This is a genomic window from Escherichia sp. SCLE84, assembly GCF_012584495.1.
Classification (GTDB): Bacteria; Pseudomonadota; Gammaproteobacteria; order Enterobacterales; family Enterobacteriaceae; genus ECMA0423.
In genome coordinates this window covers 49976-73366 of sequence record NZ_CP051431.1, presented here as the reverse complement: position 1 = coordinate 73366, position 23391 = coordinate 49976, and the positions used below count along the sequence as shown (strand labels likewise).

Annotated in this window: 26 protein-coding genes; 11 read left to right on the top strand and 15 right to left on the bottom strand. The window is 45.4% G+C overall.

Features of this window, described 5'->3' with window-relative positions; genetic code table 11:
* Position 1 precedes the first annotated feature (1 nt).
* From HGD79_RS24665 to HGD79_RS24620, 10 genes are all read left to right on the top strand, one after another.
* A complete protein-coding gene (locus HGD79_RS24665; protein ID WP_042634304.1) occupies positions 2-1081 on the top strand; it encodes a cysteine protease StiP family protein in 1080 nt (359 codons plus the stop codon).
* Positions 1081-2037: an HpcH/HpaI aldolase/citrate lyase family protein gene (locus tag HGD79_RS24660; RefSeq protein WP_000797366.1), complete on the top strand. Its 957-nt coding sequence runs from the start codon at positions 1081-1083 to the stop codon at positions 2035-2037. Before HGD79_RS24665 ends, HGD79_RS24660 begins: the two co-directional genes overlap by 1 nt.
* Positions 2038-2047: 10 nt before the next feature.
* Positions 2048-3256, top strand: coding sequence for a DUF4236 domain-containing protein (locus HGD79_RS24655; RefSeq protein ID WP_000506887.1), 1209 nt, complete (start codon positions 2048-2050; stop codon positions 3254-3256).
* Between the two features lie 17 nt (positions 3257-3273).
* A complete protein-coding gene (terW, locus tag HGD79_RS24650; protein WP_001176767.1) occupies positions 3274-3741 on the top strand; it encodes a tellurium resistance protein TerW in 468 nt (155 codons plus the stop codon).
* 462 nt (positions 3742-4203) lie between these two features.
* On the top strand, positions 4204-4842 hold the full coding sequence (locus HGD79_RS24645) for a VWA domain-containing protein (protein ID WP_001388628.1): 639 nt from the start codon (positions 4204-4206) through the stop codon (positions 4840-4842).
* Between the two features lie 22 nt (positions 4843-4864).
* Positions 4865-5506, top strand: a complete 642-nt coding sequence (locus tag HGD79_RS24640; RefSeq protein ID WP_000116681.1) for a TerD family protein — start codon at positions 4865-4867, stop codon at positions 5504-5506.
* Positions 5506-6144, top strand: coding sequence for a VWA domain-containing protein (locus tag HGD79_RS24635; RefSeq protein WP_001253658.1), 639 nt, complete (start codon positions 5506-5508; stop codon positions 6142-6144). Before HGD79_RS24640 ends, HGD79_RS24635 begins: the two co-directional genes overlap by 1 nt.
* Positions 6145-6229: 85 nt before the next feature.
* Positions 6230-7270, top strand: coding sequence for a TerY-C metal binding domain-containing protein (locus HGD79_RS24630; RefSeq protein ID WP_001253653.1), 1041 nt, complete (start codon positions 6230-6232; stop codon positions 7268-7270).
* Positions 7270-8907 (top strand): PP2C family serine/threonine-protein phosphatase, encoded by a 1638-nt coding sequence (locus HGD79_RS24625; RefSeq protein ID WP_000081622.1) that lies wholly within the window; start codon positions 7270-7272, stop codon positions 8905-8907. The genes HGD79_RS24630 and HGD79_RS24625 overlap by 1 nt, the downstream gene beginning before the upstream one ends.
* Positions 8908-8932: 25 nt before the next feature.
* Positions 8933-10432 carry a lipopolysaccharide kinase InaA family protein gene (locus HGD79_RS24620; RefSeq protein ID WP_001284313.1) on the top strand — a complete coding sequence of 500 codons (1500 nt, stop codon included), beginning with the start codon at positions 8933-8935 and terminating at the stop codon, positions 10430-10432.
* 166 nt (positions 10433-10598) lie between these two features.
* Here the strand turns inward: HGD79_RS24620 and HGD79_RS24615 are convergent, their stop codons facing one another.
* Positions 10599-11681, bottom strand: a complete 1083-nt coding sequence (locus tag HGD79_RS24615; protein WP_001232449.1) for a hypothetical protein — start codon at positions 11679-11681, stop codon at positions 10599-10601.
* Between the two features lie 360 nt (positions 11682-12041).
* Positions 12042-12254: an Hha/YmoA family nucleoid-associated regulatory protein gene (locus HGD79_RS24610; protein ID WP_001285422.1), complete on the bottom strand. Its 213-nt coding sequence runs from the start codon at positions 12252-12254 to the stop codon at positions 12042-12044.
* A gap of 170 nt (positions 12255-12424) precedes the next feature.
* Between HGD79_RS24610 and HGD79_RS24605 the strand changes: the two genes are divergently transcribed.
* The gene (locus HGD79_RS24605; RefSeq protein ID WP_000795947.1) at positions 12425-13600 is read left to right on the top strand and encodes a tyrosine-type recombinase/integrase; all 1176 of its coding nucleotides are present in this window, start codon (positions 12425-12427) and stop codon (positions 13598-13600) included.
* Between the two features lie 21 nt (positions 13601-13621).
* Here the strand turns inward: HGD79_RS24605 and HGD79_RS24600 are convergent, their stop codons facing one another.
* From HGD79_RS24600 to HGD79_RS24540, 13 genes are all read right to left on the bottom strand, one after another.
* The gene (locus HGD79_RS24600; RefSeq protein ID WP_001805195.1) at positions 13622-13966 is read right to left on the bottom strand and encodes a hypothetical protein; all 345 of its coding nucleotides are present in this window, start codon (positions 13964-13966) and stop codon (positions 13622-13624) included.
* Complete coding sequence (locus HGD79_RS24595) at positions 13902-14807, bottom strand: hypothetical protein (protein WP_001198594.1); 906 nt, start codon at positions 14805-14807, stop codon at positions 13902-13904. The genes HGD79_RS24600 and HGD79_RS24595 overlap by 65 nt, the downstream gene beginning before the upstream one ends.
* Positions 14808-14816: 9 nt before the next feature.
* Positions 14817-15779 carry a DNA replication terminus site-binding protein gene (locus HGD79_RS24590; protein ID WP_000119427.1) on the bottom strand — a complete coding sequence of 321 codons (963 nt, stop codon included), beginning with the start codon at positions 15777-15779 and terminating at the stop codon, positions 14817-14819.
* Between the two features lie 90 nt (positions 15780-15869).
* On the bottom strand, positions 15870-16316 hold the full coding sequence (locus HGD79_RS24585) for a hypothetical protein (protein ID WP_000549069.1): 447 nt from the start codon (positions 16314-16316) through the stop codon (positions 15870-15872).
* A 16-nt stretch (positions 16317-16332) separates the two neighbouring features.
* On the bottom strand, positions 16333-16869 hold the full coding sequence (locus HGD79_RS24580; protein WP_000107168.1) for a hypothetical protein: 537 nt from the start codon (positions 16867-16869) through the stop codon (positions 16333-16335).
* 73 nt (positions 16870-16942) lie between these two features.
* A complete protein-coding gene (locus HGD79_RS24575) occupies positions 16943-17200 on the bottom strand; it encodes a hypothetical protein (RefSeq protein WP_001371933.1) in 258 nt (85 codons plus the stop codon).
* 7 nt (positions 17201-17207) lie between these two features.
* Positions 17208-17798 carry a hypothetical protein gene (locus HGD79_RS24570; protein ID WP_000578892.1) on the bottom strand — a complete coding sequence of 197 codons (591 nt, stop codon included), beginning with the start codon at positions 17796-17798 and terminating at the stop codon, positions 17208-17210.
* 44 nt (positions 17799-17842) lie between these two features.
* A complete protein-coding gene (locus tag HGD79_RS24565) occupies positions 17843-18118 on the bottom strand; it encodes a hypothetical protein (RefSeq protein ID WP_001004201.1) in 276 nt (91 codons plus the stop codon).
* Between the two features lie 263 nt (positions 18119-18381).
* Complete coding sequence (locus tag HGD79_RS24560; protein WP_046788424.1) at positions 18382-19338, bottom strand: hypothetical protein; 957 nt, start codon at positions 19336-19338, stop codon at positions 18382-18384.
* A gap of 171 nt (positions 19339-19509) precedes the next feature.
* Positions 19510-20448 (bottom strand): hypothetical protein, encoded by a 939-nt coding sequence (locus HGD79_RS24555; protein ID WP_000472043.1) that lies wholly within the window; start codon positions 20446-20448, stop codon positions 19510-19512.
* A gap of 66 nt (positions 20449-20514) precedes the next feature.
* Entirely contained in the window at positions 20515-21435 is a 921-nt protein-coding gene (locus HGD79_RS24550) for a hypothetical protein (RefSeq protein WP_000991699.1), read from the bottom strand.
* Between the two features lie 68 nt (positions 21436-21503).
* A complete protein-coding gene (locus tag HGD79_RS24545) occupies positions 21504-22439 on the bottom strand; it encodes a hypothetical protein (protein ID WP_000691118.1) in 936 nt (311 codons plus the stop codon).
* A 70-nt stretch (positions 22440-22509) separates the two neighbouring features.
* On the bottom strand, positions 22510-23388 hold the full coding sequence (locus tag HGD79_RS24540) for a hypothetical protein (RefSeq protein ID WP_000762004.1): 879 nt from the start codon (positions 23386-23388) through the stop codon (positions 22510-22512).
* Between the last annotated feature and the right edge of the window lie 3 nt (positions 23389-23391).

The window sequence follows — 23391 nt, the reverse complement described above, 5'->3', positions numbered from 1 at the left end:
AATGCAGCCACATGACACATTTACCGGCTCATACCAGCCCGGTGACGTGGAATTTCTGCTAAAGCCGGTTGTCATTGAGATGACGCCGGTTGAGCAAAAAGAAGAGCTGATTCAGTCAGGGAAGAAACATTATTCGGACATGCTCAGTCAGGAGCCAGCGCCAACACAATGGCATCTTGATTTGTTTCACCGGGCGCTGGATCGGGGCGCAGAGAGACTTGCAAAAGAAGTCACACAGCTCGCTATTGCTCTGGCCAAACGCTTTGGTGATGAGCCCATTGTACTGGCCAGTCTTGTCAGGGCTGGCGTGCCGCTCGGCGTTATGCTGCACCAGGCCCTGCGTGACATGGGGAAAACCTCATGGCATTACGGTATCAGCATTATCCGGGATCGTGGAATTGACGGTGCAGCCCTCGACGTCATTGAAGAGCGGCATGGTACCAGCGGTATTGTCTTTGTTGACGGATGGACAGGTAAAGGCGCAATTACCGGAGAGCTTGTACGCGCACTGAAAGATCGCCCGGGCTATCCTGAGCAGCCGCGACTGGTTGTCCTGGCCGATCCCTGTGGCTGCTCCTGGCTTGCAGCCAGTGATGATGACTGGCTCATTCCTTTTGGCATCATGGGTGCGCCGGTGTCAGGCCTGATCTCCCGGTCAGTGTGGTCCTCTGAAGGATTACACGGGTGCATGGTTTGCGAGCATCTCAGTGAATTCGAATGCAGCCGGATGCTTGTCGATACCGTCGCTCATTTCCGTAAGAAGTTAACCCCGTCATCCCTCGCTCCCCTGAGCTGGAATACGGAGTCAGCCCGGGTCTTATGGCAGACAAGTCGCGACGTTATCGCGTTCCTGGCCGATGAATTTAAAGTGGACAGCGTCAATCGTATAAAACCCGGTATTGCTGAAGCAACCCGGGCTGTATTACGTCGGGTACCGGACCATGTATTTGTGCGTTCTATTGACGACTCGGACGTTGCCTTGCTTGTAGGGCTTGCTCGTGAAAAGGGAATAGTTGTTACAGAAATGGGGGGAACCCTCGGCCAGTATCGGGCTGTAACCATTATCAAGAAGGTACTTTGATGAAAAATCGTCTTTCTCCCTGGAATCTGGGAGCCACGCTATACATGCCTGCAACACGGGAAGATATTGCTGATGCCGTCCTGCACGGGAAAATCCCGGGTTTGCGCTCTCTGGTGATTTGCCTGGAGGATGCTGTCAGTGAAGCAGACATCCCCGTCGCCCTCAAAAATCTGGAGCACCTGCTGCACGAGCTCAGTAACAGCATGCATAGCCTGGGTAAAAATGACTGGCCTCTGGTGTTCATTCGCCCCCGGCATGCCGAAATGGGCAGATGGTTAAAAGCGCATTATGATCTTTCCGCTGTCGACGGGTTTGTGTTGCCGAAATTTACCCTCAGTTCGTTAGCTGAATGGTGGGATATCATGGGCGGGACTCACCTGTGCATGATGCCAACGCTGGAAACAGAAGACGTCTTTGACGTGGTTCAGATGCGGGAGCTGGCCACCCGTCTGGTGGAACATCCCTGCCACGACCGCATTATTGCGCTTCGAATCGGCGGCAACGATCTTATGAACGTTGTGTCGCTTCGCCGTCCCCGGGACCTGACGCTGTATGACAGCCCGATGGGCTACGTCATCAAAATGCTCGTTTCGGTCTTCGGCCCGCGTGATTTTGCCCTGACCGCGCCCGTATGTGAGCATATTGACGATCATGCCGTAATGGCCAGAGAGCTGGCTCTTGATATGGCACATGGGCTTGTTGGGAAAACGGCCATTCACCCGGGTCAGATAGAGGTCATTCAAAACGCGCTGATGGTCACTCAGGGTGAGCATTCTGACGCTCTGCGGATCCTGAACTCTACCCAGGCCGTGTTTAAGTCGCAGGGAGCAATGTGTGAACCCGCCACACATCGCCGCTGGGCGGCTGGCATTCTGGACAGAGCTCGTTTTTATGGGTTACAGAACGAGCAAAGCGCTGATGGAATCAGATTACTTACCGTGACCCAGCATCATTAAGGAAATCATAATGGGGTTCAGATTCAGAAAGTCGATCAACATTATTCCTGGTGTTCGCCTCAACCTGAGTAACGGTGCACCGAGCCTGAGTGTCGGGCCGAGAGGTGCTTCCGTTTCTTTTGGAAGCCGGGGGACCTATGCCAATCTGGGCTTGCCCGGTACCGGGCTGAGTTACCGTACCCGGCTTGATCGGGCCGCGCGTTCCGGAGGTGGGAACCGGACGGCTACCGACCCGGGGCTCAGACAGGCGCTTGAGGAGGAAGCCGCTGATCTCATGTCAGCGGTGACCGCAATCCGTAATATTCACGAGCTGACGCCGGATCCTAAAACAGGCATCAGCTGGGCAGAGCTGGAAGCAGTATACCTGCATAACAGAACGTCGCCTTTTCAGGTTCCGGCACCGGTGCGTCCAGAAAAGCCAGACTATCTTGCATTGCCGGAAAAGCCTGCCGAGAGCGAAGGCATTAGTTTTCTGGGTAAATGGTTTGAATCGGAATCAGCTAAAGCTGAGCGCCACGCCGAAAATCTTCGCCGGTGGCAGCAGGAGCTGATTGATGTGGAGCGTGAGAATACCCTTCGACAGCACCGGTACCAGCAACAACGGACGGCCTGGGCCGAACAGTATGCAAACTGGAAGTTTGAGGCTGAAGAACATGAAAAACGGCTCGCCACGGCTCAGGCAGATGCCCGGCAGCAGTTCCGGACAGACGCCGCGTTTTTCGAATCATACCTGGCGGGTGTGCTGGCAGAAACTGAATGGCCGCGTGAAACGCTTGTTGCATTTGAAGTAAAGCCGGAGCTATCAGCAGTCCTGCTGGATGTTGATTTAGCTGAGATTGAAGATTTCCCTGATAAGATTTACGGCGTTAATGCCCGGGGCACGGAGCTGACGGAAAAAGCCATGACGCAAAAAGCCGTACGCGAAAACTATGCCCGCCACGTCCATGGCTGCTTGTTCCGCCTGGTCGGTATCGTTTTACATACGCTACCGTTCGACAACGTGATTGTGTCAGGCTTTACGCAACGGGTCAGTAAGCGGACCGGCTATCTGGAGGATGAGTATATCCTGTCCTGCAAATGCAGTCGCAGCCAGATGTCGTCAGTAAATTTTGCAGGCTTAGAACACATTGATCCGGTTGAAGCGTTAGGCGATCACCCGGTTATTCGAAAGATGAGCAGTACCTTCATTTTTCAGCCTATTGAACCACTAACCCTTTAAGCAGGCTAAATCTTACGATGCAATTAAATACCAGACAGGCCCGGATTTTTAAGCTTGCCAACTTACTGGGCACCGGCAAGCCCGTTTCCGCTGCCGACATTATAACCAGTCTGGAATGCTCAGAGCCGACATTAACCCGGGCACTCAAAGAGCTACGCGAGTCATATTCTGCGGAGATCAAATACAGCAAGGCAGGTCATTCCTACCATCTCGTTAATCCGGGCCAGCTGGATAAAAAGACCCTTCGCCGGATGAATGAAGCGCTCGCACAGAATGCTGAACTGAAAACCGGTGAGTCCACAGGGAAGGTCGTACTCGATAAGGATAAAAAAACAGCCGTGTCATTATCGCTACGCATGCGGATTTTAAGAAAAATTGACCGTCTGGCTGCGCTGAGTGGCTCGACCCGAAGTGAAGCGGTAGAGAAGCTGGCTCTGCACTCCGTTGATGAACTGATAAAAGAATACAGCGCTAAAAAGTCCTGACGCTAAATCTCAGACCGGGGTGAAAACCCCGGTTTTGTCATATTTCACCTCTGTATCTGCGTGACGGAGTTTTGATCTATTCTCCTCCCGCAATGTCAGCAGCGCCTTTCTGCCTACAAAACCTGGTGTCTTGACATCCTCTTGTGCTACACATCAATCTTTGGGCGATTTACACTCCATTCATGCAGATCTGTGATGTATGATGATTTTCATACATAAGAAAGTTTATTTTTGCCGGAGTTTTTTTCAGAAATTTATATTCCAGTACGGTCTGAATTTTTTTCTCTGATAAGAGGCCATTCACATGTCGGTAATTCAATGGTGGTTAACTTATTTCTTTAATGCCGCTTCTGAGTATTTAATCTCCACCCGACAGATGTCGTGCCGTTTTATCAAATCTACAAACTCTGGCCTCTTCCTGAAACTACTCTCCTCTTCCGATCTCTTAAGAAGGAATTACATTTGAGACGCTTACCCGTATATCTGCTACTCGACACGTCCGGCTCTATGCACGGAGAGCCTATCGAAGCGGTTAAGAATGGCGTTCAGACGCTGCTTACCACGCTGAAACAGGATCCGTATGCACTCGAAACGGCTTACGTGTCAGTGATCACCTTTGATTCTTCAGCCCGACAGGCAGTCCCCCTGACAGACCTCCTGAGTTTCCAGATGCCAGCACTAACAGCCAGCGGCACCACCTCTCTTGGCGAAGCGCTTACCCTGACGGCCAGCTCCATTGCCAAAGAAGTACAGAAAACGACGGCTGACACTAAAGGTGACTGGCGTCCCCTTGTATTCCTGATGACGGATGGAAGTCCGAATGATGACTGGCGTAAAGGCCTGAATGACTTTAAAGCGGCCAGAACCGGCGTTGTTGTGGCATGTGCAGCCGGGCATGATGCCGATACCAGCGTCCTCAAAGAAATCACTGAAATCGTGGTTCAGCTCGATACAGCTGACAGTTCGACGATTAAAGCTTTCTTTAAATGGGTCAGTGCGAGCATTTCGGTAGGCAGTCAGAAAGTGGAGTCCAGCAAAAAAGAAGTGATCGGTCTTGAAGACCTGCCACCGCCGCCGCCAGAAGTAAACGTGGTCTTATAATTTTATTAATTAAGGGGATGTCATGTCTGTCAGTCTGAGCAAAGGCCAGGGCGTAAGCCTGAAAAAAAATGAATACGATCTCTCGTCCGTTACTATCGGCCTGGGTTGGGATATTAATGAGGAAAAGAAAGGTTTCCTCGGCGGGATCTTTGGTAAAAAAGAAGAAGAATACGACCTTGATGTGATCGCTTTCCTGTGTAATTCAGCCGGAAAGGTGACCGATCTCGGCAATGTGGAAAATGGTAAACCAACGCTTGTGAATGGCGATATCATCTTTTTCAACAGCCTTCGCCATAAGTCAGGAAATATCTGGCTGACGGGCGATAACCGAACCGGAGCCGGTGATGGTGACGATGAGCAAATTATTGTGCGCCTGAATTCCCTTGACGCTCAGTACGAGAAAATTGTGTTCATCGTTCAGATCTACAATGGTGAAAAGCTCCAGCAGCACTTTGGTAAAGTTCAGAATGCCTTCATCCGGGCAGTAGATGCCCGTAATATTGAAATGGCACGATTCGATCTTTCTGGCGGACCCGCCTTCGCCAGCCAGCGCTCCATGGTTTTTGCCGAGCTGATACGCGAGGCTACAGGCTGGAAACTCAGGGCAATTGGTGAGCCTTCAGAATCAGATTCGTTTGTCTCGCACCTGAGGAATTACATGTGATGCGCCGCCTGCCTGTTTACCTTGTTATCGACACATCCGGCTCGATGCGCGGTGAGTCCATCCATTCCGTTAACGTTGGAATTCAGGCGATGCTTAGCGCTCTTCGCCAGGATCCCTACGCCCTCGAAAGCGTTCATATCTCCATTATCACCTATGACAATGAGGCGCGTGAGTTCATTCCTCTCACGCCGCTGGAAGACTTCCAGTTTTCTGACATCGTTGTGCCAAGCGCAGGCGGGACGTTCACCGGTGCTGCCCTTGAATGTCTGATGCAGTGTGTTGAACGGGATGTACGTCGCTCAGATGGTGATACAAAAGGAGACTGGCGTCCTCTGGTATTCCTGATGACTGATGGAACCCCTTCTGATGCCCTGGCGTACGGTGAAGCGGTAAAAGCGATTCGCGGCCGGGGATTCGGATCCATCATTGCCTGCGCCGTTGGTCCTAAAGCAGGCCATGAGCACTTAAAACAGCTTACCGATAAGGTTGTGTCTCTGGAGACGCTAGATTCAACCGCGTTTGCAGGTTTCTTTAAATGGGTATCGGCCAGCGTGTCTTCCGGCAGCACAAGCGCGGGGATCAATAACGGAACTGATACCCTTCCCCCTCCTCCACCAGAAATCCAGCTGGTGCTCTGACAGACAGAAAGGTGCTGCTTTCCGGGCAGCACCTTTCTGTACAGCAACGTTTTCTGCTGGCCGTACCAGCCGTACGAGGAAAATTATGAGACGCCTTCCCGTGTTTTTTGTCCTGGACTGTTCAGAGTCCATGATTGGTGAAAACCTGAAAAAAATGACTGATGGTCTGCAAATGATCATCGGAGATTTAAGAAAGGATCCACACGCACTTGAAACAGCCTGGGTTTCGGTAATCGCATTTGCCGGTGTAGCCCGTACGATTGTACCTCTTCACGAAATTGCCTCGTTCTACCCTCCCCGCCTTCCCGTTGGCGGCGGTACGAGCCTTGGGGCCGCATTGCGTGAGCTGACCGTACAAATTGATACCCAGGTCAGAAAAACCACTCATGAGGCTAAAGGCGACTGGAAACCCGTCGTGTATCTCCTTACCGACGGACGTCCGACTGACGACACAACCGCAGAAGTGAAGCGCTGGAAGGATCACTACGCGAGTAAAGTGAATCTCATTGCCGTTGGCCTGGGGCCGTCAGCGGACCTGAATACCCTGCGGCAACTGACAGAGAATGTCATGCTGTTCACCGAGTCTCAGGAAGGGGACTTTACCCGCTTCATCAAATGGATCACAGCCTCGGTTACGGCGCACAGCCGCAGCGTCGGAGACGACAAACAACCTGAGCTCAGCCAGACTGAATACATAGTCCGGCTGGCCAAGGACGAGCCAGTAAAAGCGTACGACGAAAACTGCGTTACGCTTACCGGCCGTTGCAGCAAGACCCGTCGTCCGTATCTGATGAAGTATGAACGGCCACCAGCAAGGATTTCCGGGCTCGATTTCAGCCTGAACCTGAACAGCTTTAATATTGCCGGATGCTATCCCATCGATGAAGACTATTTTGCATGGTCAGATGCCACCGCTACCGGTTTGCAGGTAAACACCAGCGAACTGCATGGCGTACCGGGTTGCCCTCACTGCGGTAATGCCAGTGCGTTTGCCCTGTGCTCATGCGGAAAATTGCTGTGCATTGACGGCCCGGATGACGTGATCTGCCCGTGGTGTGAAACAGGTCTGTCATTCAGCAATGATGGCGGAAACACTAACTTCGACGTAAACAGAGGGAGAGGTTGATGTCGCAAAATGTTTTACTTGAAGAGAAGATTATCCGCTTAGTGCTGTCTGAGCTGGGCCACCCTGTAGAAGGTGAGCGGCTTTTTCTTCTATCGCACGACCCTTCCCTTACTGAAGAGATTATGCGGCTTAAAGAGCGGATTGAGAGCCTTGCACAGGGTTTATCTGCGCGGGTTAGCGAAGGTTATAACGACGCAGAGATCGCCCCCTCGTCAGCATCCAGCCTTTCCGATCAGCAACAAACGGTCGTAAGTGATGCTGATAACCCGGGCATTGACGCTACCGATACACCATTACTGCAACCCCTGCCAGAAAATGAACCTCATCCTCCGTTCTGGAAGCTGATGCCTTATTACGAATTTGATAAACCAGCACAGAGGGAAGACGAAAACCTGTCTTCCCTGGTATTAAAACCCGGGCAGATACCGACAGGCCAGCAGCGGGCCGGATTAGCTGTGCCACCTGCCGTTCCCCCGAGAGCTAAAATAGTTATTCCCAACGCCCGCGCAGGCGAACGTTTCTCTTCGCCGGTTGCTATAGTTCTGGATGAGGGCCAGCAGGCTACTGTCAGGGACGTTGTCTTTCCCAGGAACATTGGCCTGACCTTTGACAAAGAGCATAAGTTGCTGACAGGTACACCCACCGAAAGCGGCGATATAGAGCTTTCAGTACTCTGGTCATGCGCTTCGCACGACGAATGCGAAACAAAACAGCTTTTTATAGTCAATCCCGATCCGAGAAGCCTGTGGAAGGTGGTAGAGCCACCAGCAGACGCTTCCTACCCTAAGTCCCATCTGGACGCTGCTGGCCTGGTCAGGGGTGACATACGTATTGCTGCCGCCAGTCGCCGGGGACGATCTCATGAGCATGCCGGGAGCTTCAGAGATGACGACTTCTATATCAACCACTGCCAGGAAACAGGATGGTCTGTCATGCTGGTCGCAGACGGGGCCGGTAGTGCGGTAAATTCCCGGGAAGGCTCCCGGATTGCAGTCCAAACGGCTGGCGATTACCTTTTCAATCAGCTCAGTGGTTTGAAAGGCGTCCATCTAAAGCAGCACATCACGGCGTGGGAAGGGAGCGATCAGCAGGCAACCATAAACGCCATGCTTCATCATTTTAAACAGGCAGCTACGCTCGCGGTCAACAGTATCCAGAACGAAGCCATTTGTGCAGAACAACCTGTGAAATCCTATTCAACAACCCTACTGGCAACTGTAGCGCTACGAACTGATAACGAGCTGTTTGCGGCTGCATTCTGGCTTGGTGATGGTGCGATAGGTGCATACAGCCCTTCCGGTAAAGTCAGGATACTGGGAAATCCCGATAGCGGAGAATACGCAGGACAAACCCGCTTTCTTGACCAGAGCATTATCGCAGACCCCTCGTTTAGCGGCCGCATCAGCGTGGGTAAATGGAATGATGTATCTCACTTGATCCTCATGACAGATGGCGTATCAGACCCTCTGTTTGAGACAGATAACGGGCTTCGCAGTGACGAAAAATGGACCCGTCTCCTTGATGAGCTCATCCCTGTCCTTACAGACGCCAGTATTGCGCCTGAGAGGTTAGGCGACTGGCTTAACTTTTTCTCCACAGGGAACCACGATGACCGCACTATTGCGGTGTTGTGGTAAGGGATACGCTTCTTCGGTGATCAATATGGCAAATATTGTTACGTGCAAAACAAAGGACGGCGAAACAGTCCAGTATGTTGACGAGGTAATTGGTTCGGGCTCGATGAAGGATGTTTACTTCTCGCCTGATAAATCATACGTCGTCGCTTTTTATCATAAACCGCAGAACGAGCAGGCCCGGGATCGGATTGATATGATCACCGGACGCTACAGGCAAAACATTTTTGGCCAGTCCGGAGGTGAATACTGGAAGGACCTGTTTTGCTGGCCGACCCACGTTGTTGAGCATGGGGATAAAATCGGCATCGTGGTTCCAACCTACAAAAGCTACTTTTTCTTTAAATACGGCTCTAAAAACGATGATTTTCTTGGCATAAAAGGCCGTGAAAAGGAAGGCAAATGGTTTGCCAGCGCCAGCAACCAGAATAAATTTCTCGACCCACGTGAACGAGGCAATACGCTTACCTATCTCAAGGTCTGTCTGCTGCTAACAAGAGCCGTCAGAAGGATGCATGCGGCAGGTCTCTGTCACAGCGATCTAAGCTATAAAAACGTGCTTATCGATCCAGAAATGGGACATGCCTGCATCATTGACGTAGACGGCCTGGTTGTCCCTGGAAAGTATCCTCCCGACGTCGTGGGCACCCCGGATTTTATCGCTCCGGAAGTGGTGAAAACCAGCCATCTTTCCAAAGAGGATCCGAACCGCGTATTGCCAAGCATTTCTACTGACCGTCATGCGCTGTCGGTGCTTATCTACATGTATCTGTTCTTCCGTCATCCGCTACGTGGCGGAAAAATACATGACATGTCGGATGAAGTACGTGATGAGACCTTATCTATGGGTGAGAAGGCACTCTTCATTGAACATCCGACAGACAAAAGCAATGCAGTCAAAGTCAGTCAGCTATCCTCCTTTTCACTGCCCTGGGCTGACCCGGAGAAAATTCCTTACACCATCATGGGCCCTTATTTGACGCCTTTGTTTGAACGCGCCTTTATTGATGGCTTACACGATGCCAATAAACGCCCGACCGCCGATGAGTGGGAAAGTGCCCTGGTTAAAACAGTCGATCTGATACAGCCCTGCCAGAACAAGGCGTGTGAACAGAAATGGTACGTTTTCTCAGGTAAGACAAAGCCGGTTTGTCCCTACTGCGGTACGCCATACAAGGGTAAATTACCGGTTCTAAATTTATATTCATCCCGAAAGGAAGGCAGTTATCGTCCTGACGACCACCGGTTGATGGTGTGGAGCGGGCAGTCAATCTATGCGTGGCATGTGAATCGCCTCATTGCGCCAAATGAGCGCACAACCGATGCACAAAGGAAACGAGTTGGGTATTTTGTTTTCCATAACGATCAGTGGTGGTTAGTAAATGAAGGCATAAATGGGCTTATGTCATTACCGGATAAACGACAGATTGCCATTGGGGAAAAAATTGAACTGACGAATAACGCTCAGTTTGTTCTGTCAAAGGAGGAAGGCGGCAGGCTGGTCGTCGTTCAGTTAGTTGAAAACTAACGGACGCCCATTACGACTAAAACGTTCTGGCAGCATACTGAACCTGTTTAATGAATCACTATATTAAGCAGTGTCAAATTTAAGCTGCCAGAAAAAACTGACTGTCTGTGCCGGATATGCGGTACACCGCCTGCGGCAAGGGTTTAATGCGCAAAGCCCAAGTTATTTATAAAAGTGAATAATTTTGTGACTCTACCCTGCCGCTCTTCTTTCCAGTGTCATGGTTTTTAACATCTGAAATACTGACATTGTTAAGCCGGTGATTGTAAAAGGCGATGCGGACAATCTCATGAAGATATTCAAGTTCGTTTTGTGTCAAGGACTGGCCTTCCTGGGTTTTTGAAATCATTTCCTGCCAGCAGATCAGTCTTTCGTAACTGACATGTTCGCTGTTTTCCAGGCAGTGCAACCTGAAATAGCGAAGGAACAAAGGAAATTCATCGGTCTGAGCGATGTCATAAGCCCGAACCGTTAACCGACACAGACATACAATCGTATCCTGCTGTAACCTGACTAGCGCGTTATGACTGCCCGGAAGGATATCAGGCAATTTCATCTTACAGTCAGCAAGGCGCTGAAGAAGAGGCCCTTCCTCTGAAGGCTCCCGTCCCCGATACTCCTGAAGAGGTTCAGATTCAAGTTCATGCATTAATGGATGATATAGCCATTCCCGGGAACTGGTCTCATCAATGATCAGGCTTTCAATGCACTCACTGTATGTTGTTTTACGTCGCCCGAGCTGCACCTGACTGATTTCATATTCAATATCAGGAAGATCGATACGCAATGCGGCAACTCTTTCGGAAGGATGAAGATGGTCAAAGGTTAACTTCTCTGAAATGCTGCGATCCCTGTCCAGAAAGACGGCCACACATAAATCATTAACCTTTACGAACAGATCAGCTGTGCCTCCGAACATACTGCCGCTTCCACTAACCTCATTCAGTGAAACCGGCCCACCATCGTCGCCAGCGAGAAGATTTGGGAAACCAAGAACCTGGTGCTCGTTGATGACTTCAATAATCTTTCCCCGGATGGCTTCCATCAGACCATCACAGTCACCGGCTACAGCTGTACTGTGTGAGAAATGCCAAAGCTTGACCTCCCCCTGCTTTGCTAACAGATCAGTTTTGCAAGCGGGGCAGATGCAGTTACAGTCAATACCCCGGCTGACCTCTGTAATATCTAAAAAGAGTCCTGATTCTCGCTGGAGTCCAAATGGAATACCAAATGTATAACTCTTACGCATGGCTGCACCCCGTTTTTGATAATGATTCAAACTATATCCGAAATAACGGAGGAGGATTTCTGTAAAACGTATTAAAAGAAATGATTTTTCCGTCTTCCAGATTAATGTTTGACAAAAATCAAATGAGAGCCTTACAAATATTGAGAGAGAAGTTTAGGTAAAGTAACTTTTATCACTTCTAATAAAATGAAGGAGAATATCGGATGTATTTAGCAGTGGGCTTGGCTTATGATTAAAGTTTTTCTCCGAACTTAATAAACAACTTTAAAAGACAGGCTATTACAATGCCTTTAGCCCCGAAAGGGGCATAAACTATTTTCAAATCTAGGCACAGTCTTTTTGTTGTGCCAATATTAATAATTACTCGCGAACAAAGGTCCACACACTCGCAGGAACTTTGTCATATAACTTTTTCATTGTCAGTTCGGCTTTACGATGATCATAAGCACCAGAAATTTCAAGAGAGGCGACACCCGAGTTTTTTTCACATAACCTTTCAAATACTTTTTCGAGCGTTTCGAACGAACTACACTTACGGAATTTCATTAAATAAGACTGCTTTGTGTCAGACATAATCAACCTTCTTTAGACAGGCCTCAACTGGCCAGGGATAATCTTAATATCATTTTTCACTTAAGCCTAACGATTTCACAACCTTTTTCGTTGTTTCCACCCTGTTCATAACCAGGTACATGAGTGCTAAAATGACCTGTAATTAAAACCAGTGTATCCCGGTGAGCAGGATGAAGAATCAATCAGTGATCAGACAGTTTTCGGAAAGCGAATTGCATCAGCAGCTGGAAACGTTCGGCAACCATGATAAACAGCTTTCACGCTTGATCCGTTACTTTTCCCATCTGAGATACAACACTGCTAAAACCTATCTGCACTGGCTACGAGTATGGAACGAATGGTATCTGGCGAATGCCCGGTTGCATACAGACTGGCCAGTAAGTTCGCTCCCCGTGTCTGAGGACGCTCTGCTTGCGTTTATGGGGCATCTTGAAGGCAAATTGTCACGAAGCAGCATAAACAGCTGTCTTCAGGCCTTAAATAGTATCCATAAAAAAGGGCTTAACCTGCCCGGGATTATTACGTCTGAAGCATGGTACATGCTGGAAGCCTTAAAACAATCGGAAGCCCGGAAGCGAAAGACGACTAAACAGGCAACTCCCTTTCTTATTGGCGATCTCAAGGCTCTGATAAAGTTACGCAGTACTACAAACTCAGTTCGTAAACTTCGTGACCTGTGCCTGATCTGGACAGGCTTTGAAACACTGCTCCGTTCATCCGAAATTCGACGTATACGTCTGAAAGATCTGTCTCTGGATAGTATGACCGGTGAATTTAACCTGACGGTATACCGTACAAAAACGAACATTAGTACACTTCTTACCTACCGGCTGACACGTCAGTTAACTAACTGCCTCTTGAGATTGATGAACCTCGTGAAAATGGATCAGCACAGTCATCCGGATGAATTCCTTTTCCAGGCCGTAAATTTCCATGATACAGGCTATATGCCACCCGGCTGGAAGCTTCGGAGTAAGGGGAATGAGCTATCTGAACTTCTTAAAAGGCATAACCTACCCTATCGTGCTAAGCAAAGTCTTCTGAACGATGAAGATGAAGAAGACACTGTGGACGATGCCGGTATGCTCAGCAAAAATTCCCTTTTACGAGCATTTAAAGAGATGTGGAATGAGCTTTATCCAAATGAGACTAAAACTCGTTACTGGACAGGGCACAGCGTTCGTGTAGGCGGAGCGATACAGCTAAATATTGAAGGTTACTCGCTACCACAGATTATGGAAATGGGGAACTGGTCGAATGAAGAAATGGTTATGCGCTACATTCGTAATATTGAAGCTGGTAAAAAAGCAATGATCAAGCTTATGCGAAATGCCTTTGATGAATAGCGCCCTCACGGGCGCATAACTTTATTTTTTCTTGAACGGGTTAAGTCTGGTGAGATTAGAGAGTGCCCCTCCCGGAGGCAAAATTCCCGTTCTTTTATATTTGTACACGCCATTTAATTTCATTGTCTGGATTCCAAGATTAATAAGCGTGACAAGTTTAAGGGTATACAGAAGTGTAAATTGTGGAGCAACCTGAATAAAAACCAATAACAAGCCTGCACACATTACACGTAGCCATGCCGCGTACTCCATGCTCAGCGGACGCTTGAAATAGAATCTTTCGAGCAAATCAACTGTCTTATTACTGATCCACGCCGCCGCCACGGAGAGTAACAACACGATGCACACCATAATGCCCAGTTCCATTTTCACTCCCTTCTCTTTTAGTCTCTTTAAGTTGAGGCTTAGCCACAGTAGTTTTGTTTTTTGCTTTTTTCTTAGGTTTGGTATGATGAAACAGAAAACAATCCACCATTACCCAACCATTTTTATATCGAGCCACCAGCATCTTCTGGCTGGGGTAATGAGCATGAAACAGCATTTTCACGTCCATGGTGCCCATCAACGACTGTTTGCGCTTTAGCTCATCCTCAGCCATCTGAAATTCTTGTAAGAATTCTGAAGACAGACGCTGACGCAGGATTCTTATGGCACTGGAGTTTTCATCATTCTTTGCCAGATGCCCGAAGCGTACTAGTGCCTTGTGGGTTATCTGGATGGGTCCCAGATGAGAGCTGAGCTGTTCGTACTGCCAGAAGTAGGTCAAATCCACCTTAACCCAGCTGATGCTGTCCAGCAGAGCCTCGTTCATGATGGTTCCGGACATTGGTACCATTGTCAGCCTGGCCAGACGCATATGTATGTAGTCCGTAAGCAACCTCAGCGACTCAGGAACGTTTTTATTGAGCAGGAGATGCTGAAGCACCGGGGTTGCGGTCTGCCAACACAGATTGCGCCCGTCAGGCAGGAAAGCAAACTTTTGATCGTCAGGCGCAGAGTTCGAAGCGTTTTCCTTACGAAGCAAAAAATAATGGCCGCACAGCAGCTCTGCTCTTACCTGGTCCTCGTCAGGGTCATGTCGGGCTTTACTTAGATCAACGGTAAGCACAACGCGGTTAATCGCATCAGCGTGATATTTTTTTACCCAGACGCAGACACGATAGAGACGCTCATCGATTTTCTGGCTGGCTGTGGAAATCCATTGCATTGTTGTTCCTTAATTTTCGGGGCTGACAATGAAAATGCCCAGCTCAGCCCCCGGCACGAGTTCTGTATATTTCAGGCTCAGCTTCCGTTGGTTGGACGGGCCCTGGCTGTTTTCAGGAGCCCAGTCAGAGAGCGTTTTTAATTGAGGTATGTTGCCTGCTGCGAAAATGGGCAAGGATGCTTTTACTACTGAATAATCAGTCTCAGCATATTTATTCCCGTTTCGTTCCTGCCCTTCAGGCCTAAATGCAAAAATGTGAGCAATCGGAACAGGGAAAGAGTTAGTTCGACAAAGGCGATAAGATTCGCCCTGCTTCAGTGGGTGAAATTCAAGACGGTGTAAAGCCTTATCGATATTAGACACGACATTCAAATTGGTAGTTGCTACATTTTTTACTTCTGAGGCTCTCCTGCGCTCCAACAAACTCACAAGTTGCTCTGCTGTTTTAACTTCCTGGTTTCGGTTTAGCCGCCATGAAAAAGTAACTTTTTTAAGCTGGGACTTGATGAAAAGGACATTTCTTGTTGAGTGCATAGCGACAAGGCCCGGGAGCTTCTTGTGCACTTTATCAAAACGGACATTCTTTTTATTATCGATACGCCTCATTGCCGCAGCAAAATCATTTTTTGCTTCATTTATAGATGTGATCAAGCTTTCGAGAAGATCTGCTCTTTCTGGGACAATGATAAGACCCGGGTATTTAGTGGTCACTTTGGTGGAATCATGACTTAATGACTCTATGTCATCCACACAGATGTCAGTAAGTGCCTGAATAATTTCCTCAACCGAAGCATCGTCTTTAACACTAACCCTGATGGGTTTAACCTGCTTCAGTCGCTCTTCTGTTCGAGATACGGTGGAGACAGTCATCAGGTTTGCCATCAGCGGGGGGGTGTTCGAAAGAAAACACTTAAGCGAGTCGATACGTTCCAGAATCTGGTCACGAAAATAGGGCAAATCGTCATAACTCATACGTTTCTCCAGGCTCATGTTATTTCAAATCAATTTTGCTGCCCTGGCTGACCTTGCAGAACATAAATGTCATGTAAACCTCTAAAGAAGTCATTTTGAAACAGCTTTCACAGCATGCGATTTATGTTCGATAGGGCTCATGAACAAAGGATGATAATGGAGACGCCATGGATAGTGGATAGTCTTACCCACCTGGGTGATCCGATTGAGGCGAAAACGACCATTTATACAGTCAACTGACCAAAGCCCGGGAGAAACTAACCTCTTCCAGCGGTAAAAAGAGAAACCTGCAACACAGAGGTCATGCTCCAGGAAATGTTGAGTTTCGACGACGCGAACTTTTATCAAAAACCCCAGCATTGGCGAAAACCAGATCAACAACCATGTTGGCGGCAGGATGACTTTGTTCAGGAGATGATCTGTCATAAGCAAGGCAGATAACATCAGAAAACTGATAGTCAACCACAGGGCCATCCAACCGGCCCATACGCGGCTCTGACAGGGTTTCCATTCGAGAAGAAAAAGTTTTTTATGCATTCTGCCCCGCCTAATTTTAATGTATTGCCGAAGTATGCTGCATCATGATGGTGGTGCGGGGAAAGATTTCAAACTTCCACAATTCTGAAGCCGTGTTCCAACCATGAAAGATCCCGTCTCCACAGCGAGTGTTAAAAGCAAGAATTTCATCCCTGACCTGGTAAGCGAGCACTTCTGGCATATCAATAAATTCAGGTAAGGAAAGAAGAATCCCATGGATAACTTCTCCGGTTAACTTACTCATAACCTCTTCCTCAGACAGGGCAGCGTCCGGGAACAAACACGACGGAAGTGAAAAACAACATAGGTCAAGACCAAGAGCAGCCCTTCCTGCGTCGTAGCCTTCTTCATTAACGACAAAACGAAAGAATTTTTCAGCCTCACCCAGTAATGTTGACGGTCCTTCAGACGGAACTTCAATACCACTGAAGACTTTATCGGTCCAGTTGGTAAATGGACTGGTGAAAACCCAACAAATTAAGGATAACGCCAGCTCTTCCTTAAACATACGTTCAGTGCCGGTTGTTCTGGAAAGTTGCTTTTGAGTACTCATGTTTTACCTGTTGCATGAAATTATTGATGTTATATAAACACAACCGGCATTTTATCTAATAGGTTTGAAAACACTAAAAATCGCAAATGCTGGTACCTTTCTGTTTTAAGAGATTTTCAAGGTAAAGTGAGGCGAGATCAATTGGCTGGTTCTCTTCAAGACAGGCTCGCACAAGATCTTCAATAGAGACCGAATCAACCCCCCTTCCCTGTAAAATTTCTTTAGCAGATGCCAGCGTTTTATGAACGCTTCGACTTAGTTGTAATCTGACTTGTGTGCGGGTATCAAAAAGACAATCTTCTGTGACACTTTGTGAAACGGTTCTACTCATTGAAAAATCACTCCATTTCTGGGATCGAATGAAAATTAACAGCTATAGATGTATCAGGTTTCCCATTTTCTACGATACTCAACCACGTACGCGCTGAGATTTGTTGTTCACAGACGAGTATGTAACCTGTTCCCTGTTGATGATGTAGCTCAAGAGCTTTTAGGATAGGCCCTGAATGAGGTCCGAGAGCATCACGCGTGTGAATAAGCGTTTGCTCTGGCAATACGTTGCTAAGCATAGACAGCAGAACATTACGCTCATCCTCATTATCCGACAAAACAAGAATTATACGAAAACCCGTTTTTATACGAAATCTGATCTCTGAAACTAACTTTCTTAATCTTAATTTATATATGACCAGGCGGAATCGAGTCATCAGTAAAGAAACCACTGTGAAGATAACGATTACTGCGCCATATTTTGACCTGTAGAACCACCAGTTAAGGCCTCCAGCAACTATCAGGATTAACATTAAAATTAAACTCCCATAGAAAAAAAGTGCTGGGTAGCGAGTTGTCTTTCCTTCAATTAGTGCTGAGGCAAATATCAAAATGGATATTCCGTAAATTACCCAGTCAAAAATACTTTCTCCAATCATTCTTTAGTGAACATCCTTAAAAGTGGAAATGTAGGTTTATGGGTTTATGCATTTTCCTGATGGCCTTGACAACCAAGGATTTCACAGAAATTGTCACAGTGTGAAGCTGTAACAAAGCGCTCTCCACGTTCGAATCGCTCAACCAAATCCTTTCTTACTTCACTTCCAGGTTTCTGGAAGATGTACTCAAGCTGGAGATCCTCGGCCGTAGAAAGTAGTCGTTCTATGCTGAAATCAACATGGTAAAAGCAAAACTGATTATCAACCGGGGGAAAGTTGCTTTTGGTACTGTTCTCGTTTTTGGATTTTAGTTCATTCATGAGCTCTCCTTGGTTGAGAACAGTATACAAATCTCTTTAGGGATTTTTTTTCGTTAATAGCACTTTTTTGAGTTTAAAGAGTATGTTCATACCAGAGCATTAGAGGCTACGAAAAGGATAATGGAATTAGAAAGATAGATTTTAAGTGGTGATGTAAGGTGGGATAGGTAGAAGAGGAGTAGACGCTTGTAAGCGAGGCAAAAAAAAGGCACGGAAACCGTGCCATAAGAGTATGTGAGAAAAAATCAAAATCAGGGAAAGAATCAAGCAGCTTGTGAAACTGAATCTCCAACTGCAAGATTTAAATTTCTTAGGTTATCGAAAACTTCAGATACTAAGTCATTACGGTCGTGGATTTTAATCCGCCCACCGGTTAACTCTGAAACATAAACGGTATGGCAGAGGTCAGTAACCACTTCGCCGTATTCATCAACGACTTCCAAAGATGCAATCATCGGAATATAAGAAGCCGCAGCATAGCTCTCATAAATACTTATTATGGAGTCATTGTTGCGTCGAGAAATTACCCTACCAGAAGGTAAAGCCTCATCTTCCATATAGCAATCAGATAGGTCCTCACAGAAGTCATTTTCTTTAAGTGAAATATTAAGGGTCAATTCACTGTTGATAGAGCGTGAATAAGAATATTCACTCAGTTTATAGCAAGCCAAACTAATATCACTAAAAGTTTCATAAGCTTTATAGAGGCTCGATGTTATAGACTCAGATACAAATGTTATTAGTCCAATAAAATGAGTATCCCAGAACTGTTGCAAAGCAAAACGGGCAATCATAACCTGACCATCAACCTGCATCAGTCTGTTATATTCATCCCGGTCATAACCTTTCGACTGAGAAACATCATTAGACATGCTAAGAACTTCACTACAAACATCATCATATTCAAAACGACTAGTTGCAAAGTGTTTTCCTGAAATTTCAAGGTACTGACCAGAGACTGCGTCAAACACCTCAAGAAAGTAACAGAGTCGCGATTTTAAAGATTCTCTGTTTAAAGCTTCTATTTCATTCTCAGAGATACTATCGACATATAAATCAACAACATTCTTGAGTTCAATAGCTTTGATATTACAGGTAAAAGAAAGCTCGTCACTTTGACAATGGCAAACACTTAATACTATATCCGCCTCATCAAAATCTATGCCAAGATAACTCAGAACTGCTCGGACATAGTTTTTATCATCAGATGAATGTGTCATATACACTACCTCGAATTTGAGAGGAAGTGCCCCAGAAGGGAAGCGACTTCCCCACTGGGTTAGATAAAAATTTGGTTAAGCTAAAAGAAGATGCCAGCGACAGATTTTACATTGTCATAGACAAGTGTCTTCAGCCAACCAAAGTTACTTTTTTGGACTGAAGCAAAAGGATCATTGAGACGCGTTACGAAAATCGTCAAAAGCTTCAGTTATTAGTAATGTGCGATCAGTTACTCTGTATCGGTCATTACTTTCGAGAGATACGTAAGTTGAATGCGAAGAATCACAGACAACACGCCCTCTTTTATTGATCAATCTTACTTCCATCATCACCGGCACATTGATAATTGAAGCAACATCGGTATAGAGGGATATGAGGGCATCATTGTCACAATATAACGCCCCGTTCCCATCAAATGTATCGTTAAACTTAATATATATATCTGGCATATTTGCCGGATAATCATCAGTATTGAAATCAATGCATAACTTTAAGTCATCATTAATACGGCGATTAATCTTATGCTGCCCTACACGTACAAAGCCATGTTCAACAGCTTTGATAATCCTTAAAGTTTCATTAAGACAATCTGTAATTCTTTTCTCGACAAATGAGATAAAGTCACCAAAGTCGGAATGAAAAAACTGTTTAAGTGCAAATTTCGCAACTAACACTTTCCCATCCACCTTCATTTTATCGAGATAAAGATTTCTTATAGCATCAGTAGAAGAATTAGCTTTAGATAACTCTTCACAGTCATTAATAATCATTGAAACAATATCAATAACTTTAACTGGGCTTAAAGTATTACTATATCCGCGAATATCAAACGTAAAAAATCCGAAATTCTTAAATACTCCAAGAAAATAAATTATTTTTTGTTTCAAAAGAATAGAATCGGAGTAAGATGCGTTGTGCTTTATTAGCTCAGATATGTAGAGATCCAACATACAATTTAAATTATCGATATCTACATCGTAATCAAAGGTTACTTTGTCGAACGAAGTATCAGATAATTGAACGGTTATATCGTCAGCGGAAACATTAAGGCCTAAATTTTGATAAAGAAAGGCACTAACAAATTCCACGTGGTCAGATTCTTTAAACATTTACACTACCTCATGACTAAAAAGGAAGTGCTTCCCACCGGGAAGCAGGTTCCCGGATGGGTTAGATTAATTATAAAAGAGTTCTTCAGAAGGTACATGCATTTCTGGTTTGAACTGTTTTAAGGAGTTGTTTATAGCTTTTCGATATAACCCTGAAGAGTGTGGCTTAAACATTTGATATTCCGTAACGAGCAGAGGAGACGTAAAGCATCCTAAGTTCACTAGTGAAATACTTGATGTTTCTTCACAAACATCTAATTCAGCGTATATCCGCCTCTTCATTACCCTGCCTGCTAAATAGCGACGAACATGATTTATAAACTTGTCCGCATCTGATATAGAATTAACTATATAATCAGATGTGACTATCTGATTAGATACAGTTTCAGGTATAGCTTCGGCTATTATTTTTACGTTCATTTCATAATCAACACTATGGAAGCAAGCAAGAATTTGTGGCTTCGCGCTTTCTAAAATCTTTTCAAGAACAGAAAAAATCAGAGAGAACTCGTTTAAAATTCGCTTTTGTATAAGTCCATGTAGATGTTTTATGAAAGGAGAACCGTGTTCAACAAGGCCTAGTATAAGATCCTTAGAGGCCAAATCTGAGCGGTAATAAACGTATTCTAGATTATCCCGGTTAAATCCTTTGAAAAGCAAATCAGGCTGCTCTGAGACCAGTCGTAAATGAGTTGAAGCTATAGAAACTTCAAAACGAAAGTTCGCGAGATTTACAGGACCTGCTTTTAATGTAGCCGCTTCGGAAAAATAAATGAAAAGAGGATGCAAATCATCGTTACCACTGTAAAGATGGTCTGCACCCTTAAGATATTTCACCAAATGAGGTAGAAAAGATATTACTGGAATATCAGCCACAAATCGAATATGCCGAAATGGTTTTGAATCCAAATATATATTTTCCACTACAGCGCCAACAAAACCCATTTTAACAAGAATAGATTCAACTAACTTTTGTATAGCATTCATTTCAATACCCTCTTAATAGAGGGATTTCTCCCATAGGGAGAAATCCCTATGGGAGAAAATAATTTTAATTAATAATTATAGCGAAGCGCATGTTCTTTTTCACTAAGATGGTTTTCATATTCCGACTTACCAGAACTTAAACACTCTTTGAAAAAGACCTTTGAAAAATTCTTCAAGTCACTTCGGTTATTAATTTCTTTGTCAGACATCAACTTAGCTGAGTGTGAGGTATCAACAGGCCCCAACCACCATTCATATTTAATATAAACACAATTGGTTTGTGTATGTCCATTTAGAAATCGTTTTGCATTTCTAAGTATTTTTCTACAACCGTTAAGGTCTGAAAGTAAGATATCTGGAGCAATGAGCTCTTCCAGAATATGACCAGGTAAGCCTTTCCTAAAAAGCTCAACATCGTAACTACAATACCAGTCACGATAATTAAAAGCTTTAATAAGTCTTTCAGGTGTATCCAAAGATATCTTATTCAGGATTTTTAATGCAAAGCATACAGCATCTTTTAACAACTCGTGCACCTCAACATTGATAAATGAGAAAAACGAGCTTAATTCTTTCTCTAAGGAATTATACAACTTACCGTAAATATCCTGAGAAAAAAGATACTGCAATCTTTCTTTATTATAAGTGCAATTCGAAATTGAATAGACTTCTCCTCTTTCGATTTTGCACCCTTCCCTTAAAACTATAGGAAACCTCAAATGGTTAACAAAGAAAGAATGATTCTTTCTTTGCTTCAAAGCATCTAATTGAAATTTCGTAATTTCCTCCAGATTTGCATCTTCAAAACCTGGAAAGGGAATATCACAGAAACAAGAACTATATGCTTTTGCTGATTCATACATAAACTCCAGTGAAACATCAGCATCAAAAGACATACCAGAGAACATGCCCTGCCCATTGTCTAAAAATGTAATGTTTTTAACCTGTATTTTTTTATGTTGAACAACCAAAAAGGCATTAATGATTTTTTCGATAATTTTCATGTGATCCTCTCTCAATAAAAAAAGGGATCACTCCCATATGGGGTGTGATCCCCACATGGGTATAATTTAATTAAAAATCTGTAAGACCTAAATCTTTATTTCTACCACAAACTGTAGAAGATATAAGACGTTTTACTCGCTTTCGAGCACTTCGGCCTGACGTATCTTTCAAGTACATCGGTAATGACAATGATGAAATTTGATTACTTCGCTTATGATGGCAGACTATATAGCCCTGCCTCCACCCCGAACGCACAAACTCACGGATGCGGTTAATATATGCCGAAGCTTGAGATTTTGTACTTATCGATTCAGAACACTTTAAGTTCTGTTCGATAGAGTAAAGCTCAGCCGCCATGAATTTCACCTCATACAGCTCATCGCCATAACTTATAGTTTTCAACAGCTCTTCCTTTTCCCGAATGAAAAATACTTGCTGCATTCCAAGGATCAGGTCATAGGCCTCTCGAAAGAGGTCGATAAGCTTATTACGAACATAAATCATAAACTCCTCAAAGTGCTGAAGCCAGAAATAAGCCGCATTACTTATTTGTGAATTGTGAGAACAAACAAGCCCTTTAGCAAGCTCGACCTCTTCCTCCCGAAAAGTAAAGTTACTTTTCTTAAACCGACTTTGTTCAAAAATGCTTTGATGCATTTCTATCCATACAGAAACAAAACCGAGGGATTCAAATTCTTCGTTTAACAAATGTAAACTTTCGAAGATTTTCTGAATTTCGATCCCGATGTCATATGACAGTGGACATTCTTTTATAGAATAAACATAACCGGGTAGGAAGTGAGATAAATGCTCAGTTCGCAAATATAAACTGAATTTAAGTTCTGTCAGTGGTTGTTTCAAAGATAACTTAGATGATTCGCTTATATTTACTGGTTCAACGCCATTTCTAATCAAAATAGCTTTTACCAGGTCCGTAGCTAACTTCATACA